Origin of the sequence: Cellulomonas sp. B6 (assembly GCF_001462455.1) — a bacterium.
Classification (GTDB): domain Bacteria; phylum Actinomycetota; class Actinomycetes; order Actinomycetales; family Cellulomonadaceae; genus Cellulomonas.
On the sequence record NZ_LNTD01000218.1, the window covers coordinates 1 to 4316 of the forward strand.

Annotated in this window: 4 protein-coding genes; all 4 read left to right on the forward strand. The window is 78.2% G+C overall.

The window, feature by feature from the left end; genetic code table 11:
* Positions 1–119 precede the first annotated feature (119 nt).
* Positions 120–1142 (forward strand): Rossmann-like and DUF2520 domain-containing protein, encoded by a 1023-nt coding sequence (locus ATM99_RS16260; protein WP_062103888.1) that lies wholly within the window; start codon positions 120–122, stop codon positions 1140–1142.
* Positions 1139–2104, forward strand: a complete 966-nt coding sequence (gene panC / locus ATM99_RS16265) for a pantoate--beta-alanine ligase (protein WP_062103889.1) — start codon at positions 1139–1141, stop codon at positions 2102–2104. Before ATM99_RS16260 ends, panC begins: the two co-directional genes overlap by 4 nt.
* Positions 2101–2568 carry an aspartate 1-decarboxylase gene (gene panD, locus ATM99_RS16270; protein ID WP_062103890.1) on the forward strand — a complete coding sequence of 156 codons (468 nt, stop codon included), beginning with the start codon at positions 2101–2103 and terminating at the stop codon, positions 2566–2568. Before panC ends, panD begins: the two co-directional genes overlap by 4 nt.
* Positions 2569–2633: 65 nt before the next feature.
* Positions 2634–4316, forward strand: a 1683-nt coding sequence (locus ATM99_RS16275) for an L-aspartate oxidase (RefSeq protein WP_062103891.1), incomplete at its 3' end; no start/stop codon positions are given.

The window sequence follows — 4316 nt, forward strand, 5'->3', positions numbered from 1 at the left end:
GGGCACCCCGTGGTCGGCGTCTCCGCGGTGTCCGAGGCCTCGCGCGAGCGCGCCGCGAGCCTGCTGCCGGGCGTCCCGGTGCTCGACGTGCCCGAGGTCCCGCGTCGCGCCCCGGCCGGCTGGGCGTCGGCGTCGTCGGGGCCGGGCGCGTCGGTGCCGTGCTCGGCAGCGCGCTGCGCGCGGCGGGGCACCCCGTGGTCGGCGTCTCCGCGGTGTCCGAGGCCTCGCGCGAGCGCGCCGCGAGCCTGCTGCCGGGCGTCCCGGTGCTCGACGTGCCCGAGGTCGTGCGTCGCGCCGAGCTCGTGCTCCTCGCGGTGCCCGACGACGCGCTCGCGCCGCTCGTGCGCGGGCTCGCGGACACGGGTGCGTGGCAGGCCGGGCAGATCGTCGCGCACACGTCGGGCCGGTTCGGCGTCGACGTGCTCACCCCCGCGCGCGGCGCGGGCGTGATCCCGCTGGCGCTGCACCCCGCGATGACGTTCACGGGCACGTCGCTCGACCTGTCCCGGCTGGTCGGCTGCGCCTTCGCGGTGACGGCGCCCGGACCGGTGCTGCCGATCGGCCAGGCGCTGGTCGTCGAGATCGGCGGCGAGCCGGTCGTCGTCGCGGAGGACGCGCGGCCGCTGTACCACGCGGGCCTCGCGCACGGCGCGAACCACCTGGTCGTGCTGGTCGCGCAGGCCGCGCAGGCGCTGCGCGCCGCGGGCGTCGCCGAGCCGGGCCGCGTGCTGCGGCCGCTGCTCGACGCGGCGCTCGACGGCGCGCTGCGTGCCGAGGACGCGTCGGGCGACGGGGGGCCGGGCGCGATCGCGGCTCTCACGGGCCCCGTCCGACGCGGCGACGCGGGCACGGTCGCCGACCACGTCGCGGTGCTGTCGGCGCTCGGGACCTCCAGCGGGGCGGTGGACGTGGCGGCGGGGTACGGTGCACTGGCCCGTGCGGCCGCGGCCCGGGCGCTCGGCGGGGGCCTCGTCGGCGCGGACGCGGCGCAGCGCGTGCTCGACGCGCTGGCGGGCATCAACCCGCACCCGGTCGCGTTGCAGCAGGGGGACGCACGGCCCGACCCGGGCCCGGACGGCCCGTCGGGCACCGGCCCGGCACCGCAGGACGACGGCGGCGCACCGCCGCAGGAGGACGCATGAGCACCACCCATCCCGCGCTCGTGCGCGACCGCGCCGCGCTGGTCGCGGCGCTCGCCGCGCAGGACGCGTCGACGCCGCCGCGCGAGGGCGACGGGGCGCGCCGGCCGTACCGGCGCGCGGTCGTCATGACGATGGGCGCGCTGCACGCGGGTCACCTCGCGCTGGTCGAGCGCGCTCGCGCGCTCGCGGACGTCGTCGTGGTGACGATCTTCGTGAACCCGCTGCAGTTCGGCCCGTCCGAGGACCTCGCGCGGTACCCGCGCGACCTCGAGGGGGACGTCGCGCTGCTCACGGGCCCCGGGCTGCTGCGCGCGCAGGACGTGGTGTTCGCGCCCACCGTGGACGTCGTCTACCCCGACGGGGACCCGACGGTCCGCGTGGTCGCGGGCGGCCTCGGCGACGTGCTCGAGGGGGCGTCGCGCCCCGGGCACCTCGACGGCGTGCTCACGGTCGTGCTCAAGCTGATGCACCTCACGCGTCCCGACGTCGCGGTGTTCGGCCAGAAGGACGCGCAGCAGCTCGCGGCCGTGCGGCGCATGGTGCACGACCTCGACGTGCCCGTGGACGTCGTCGCGGAGCCGACCGTGCGGGAGCCCGACGGCCTCGCGCGCTCGAGCCGCAACGCCTACCTGTCGACGGACGAGCGTGCGCGTGCGCTCGGGCTCTCGGCGGCGCTGGCCGCGGGTGCCCGCGCGGCGGACGCCGGCGCCGGCCCTGACGACGTGCTCGCCGCGACGCGCGCGGTGCTGGACGAGCACCTGGCCGACGCCGACGCCGTGGACTACGTCGCGCTCGTCGACGCCGCGACGTTCGCGCCCGCGGACGCCGCGACGACCGACGCGCTGCTGCTGCTCGCGGTCCGCGTGGGTGCGACCCGACTGATCGACAACGCCCCGCTCGCGCTGCGGGGGGCACCCGTGGGTGCCCCGGCCGCGGGCTCCACGCACGGAGGTGCCGCGTGACCACGCTGCAGCGCACGATGATGACCGGCAAGATCCACCGCGCGACCGTCACGGCCGCCGACCTGCACTACGTCGGGTCGATCACGATCGACGCGGACCTGCTCGCGGCGGCCGACGTGCTGCCGGGCCAGCAGGTCGACGTCGTCGACGTGACCAACGGGTCGCGCCTGACGACCTACGCGATCGCGGGCGAGCCGGGCGGCGGGCAGGTGTGCGTCAACGGCGCCGCCGCGCACCTCGTGCACCCGGGCGACGTCGTCATCGTCATCGCCTACGGCACGATGTCGGACGCCGAGGCCCGGACGTACTCGCCGCACGTCGTGCTGGTGGACGCCGAGAACGCGATCGTCGACCGGGGGGAGGACCCCGGCCAGGTCCCCGACGCGTGGACGGCCGAGTCCGGGCTGGTGCCGTCGGGCCTGCCGTTCGCCGAGGGGCGCGCGGCGGTCGCCGGCCAGGACTGAGTCCGCCGGTCGGCCGCGTCGCGGGGCCGGGCCGCGCGGCGCGTTAGTGTCCGTGCGTGCCTGCGGTGCCGCTCCTGCCCGACCTGCCCCCCGTCCGTGTCGCGACGCGCCTGGCTGCGCCCGACCCCGGCTGGTCGGTCGAGGCCGACGCGGTGGTGGTCGGCTCGGGCATCGCGGGGATGACCGCGGCCCTCGAGCTGCGCTCGCGCGTGCGGCGCGTGCTGCTGGTGACCAAGGGTGTGCTGTCGTCGGGCTCGACCGTGTGGGCGCAGGGCGGGATCGCCGCGGCGCTGGACCCGGCGGACTCCCCGGCGGCGCACCTGCGTGACACGCTCGTGGCCGGGGCCGGGCTGTGCGACCCGCGCGCGGTCGAGACGCTGGTCACCGAGGGCCCGCGCCGGGTCCGGGAGCTCGTCGCGCGCGGCGCGGTGTTCGACACGGGACCCGACGGCGTCATCAGCCTGACGCGCGAGGGCGGGCACCTGGCCGACCGGATCGCGCACGCCGGCGGTGACGCGACGGGGGCCGAGATCTCCCGGGCGCTCGTCGCGCAGATCGAGGCGGTGCGCGAGGACCCGGGCATCGAGGTGATCGAGCACGCGCTCGTGCTGGACGTGCTCACGGGCGCACCGGGCCCTGACGGCGCGCCGGGCCCGGTCGCGGGCGTCACGCTGCACGTCATCGGCGAGGGCTCGCGCGACGGCGTGGGCGCCGCGCTCGCGCCCGCGGTGGTGCTCGCGACCGGTGGCATCGGGCAGGTGTACCGCTCGTCGACGAACCCGGCGCAGGCGACGGGCGACGGCATCGCGGCGGCGCTGCGGGCCGGTGCGCTGCTGGGCGACCTCGAGTTCGTGCAGTTCCACCCCACCGTGCTGTGGCTGGGTGCGGGGGTGAAGGGCCAGCTCACGCTGGTGAGCGAGGCCGTGCGCGGCGAGGGCGCGCTGCTGCTCGACACCGACGGCGTGCGGTTCATGCCCGACGTGCACGAGCTGGCCGAGCTCGCGCCGCGCGACGTGGTCGCGCACGCGATCGTGCGGCAGATGGCCGCGACGGGGTCGGACCACGTGTGGCTCGACGCGCGGCACCTGGGCGGGGACTTCCTGCGGCGGCGCTTCCCGACGATCCACGAGCGGCTCGCCGAGCACGGCATCGACCCGGCCACGGACCTCGTCCCGGTGGCGCCCGCGCAGCACTACCACTCGGGCGGCGTGGTGACGGACCTCGACGGGCGGTCGTCGGTGACGGGGCTGTACGCGGTGGGGGAGGTGGCGTGCACGGGCGTGCACGGCGCCAACCGGCTCGCGTCGAACTCGCTGCTGGAGGGGCTGGTGTTCGCGCACCGCGCGGCGCGTGACGTCGCGGCGCGCGTCGAGGGCGGGTTCCTGCCGCGGGTCGAGCCGGTGGCCCGGCCGGGCGAGGAGGCGCTCGTGGCGGCGGCGTCGCGGGCCCGCGTGCAGCGCGTGGCGACGGACGGCCCGGGGGTGCTGCGCTCGGCGGACGGGCTGCGCCGGGCGCTGACGTCGCTCGCGCGCATCCCGTCGGACGCGCAGGACCGCCGCGACGACGGCCGGCCGCTGGGGGAGCCGCAGCTCGCCGAGTGGGAGACCACGAACGTGCACCAGGTGGCGACGGTGCTGTCGCTCGCGGCGCTCGCGCGCGAGGAGTCGCGCGGCGGGCACGCGCGGTCGGACCACCCCGGGCAGCGCGACGCGTGGCGTGTCCGGGTGGGGGTCCGGGCGGCGGGTGAC

Excerpts from the sequence above, each read along its gene's own strand:
- panC (WP_062103889.1), top strand. The coding sequence starts at position 1,139 with ATGAGCACCACCCATCCCGCGCTCGTGCGCGACCGCGCCGCGCTGGTC.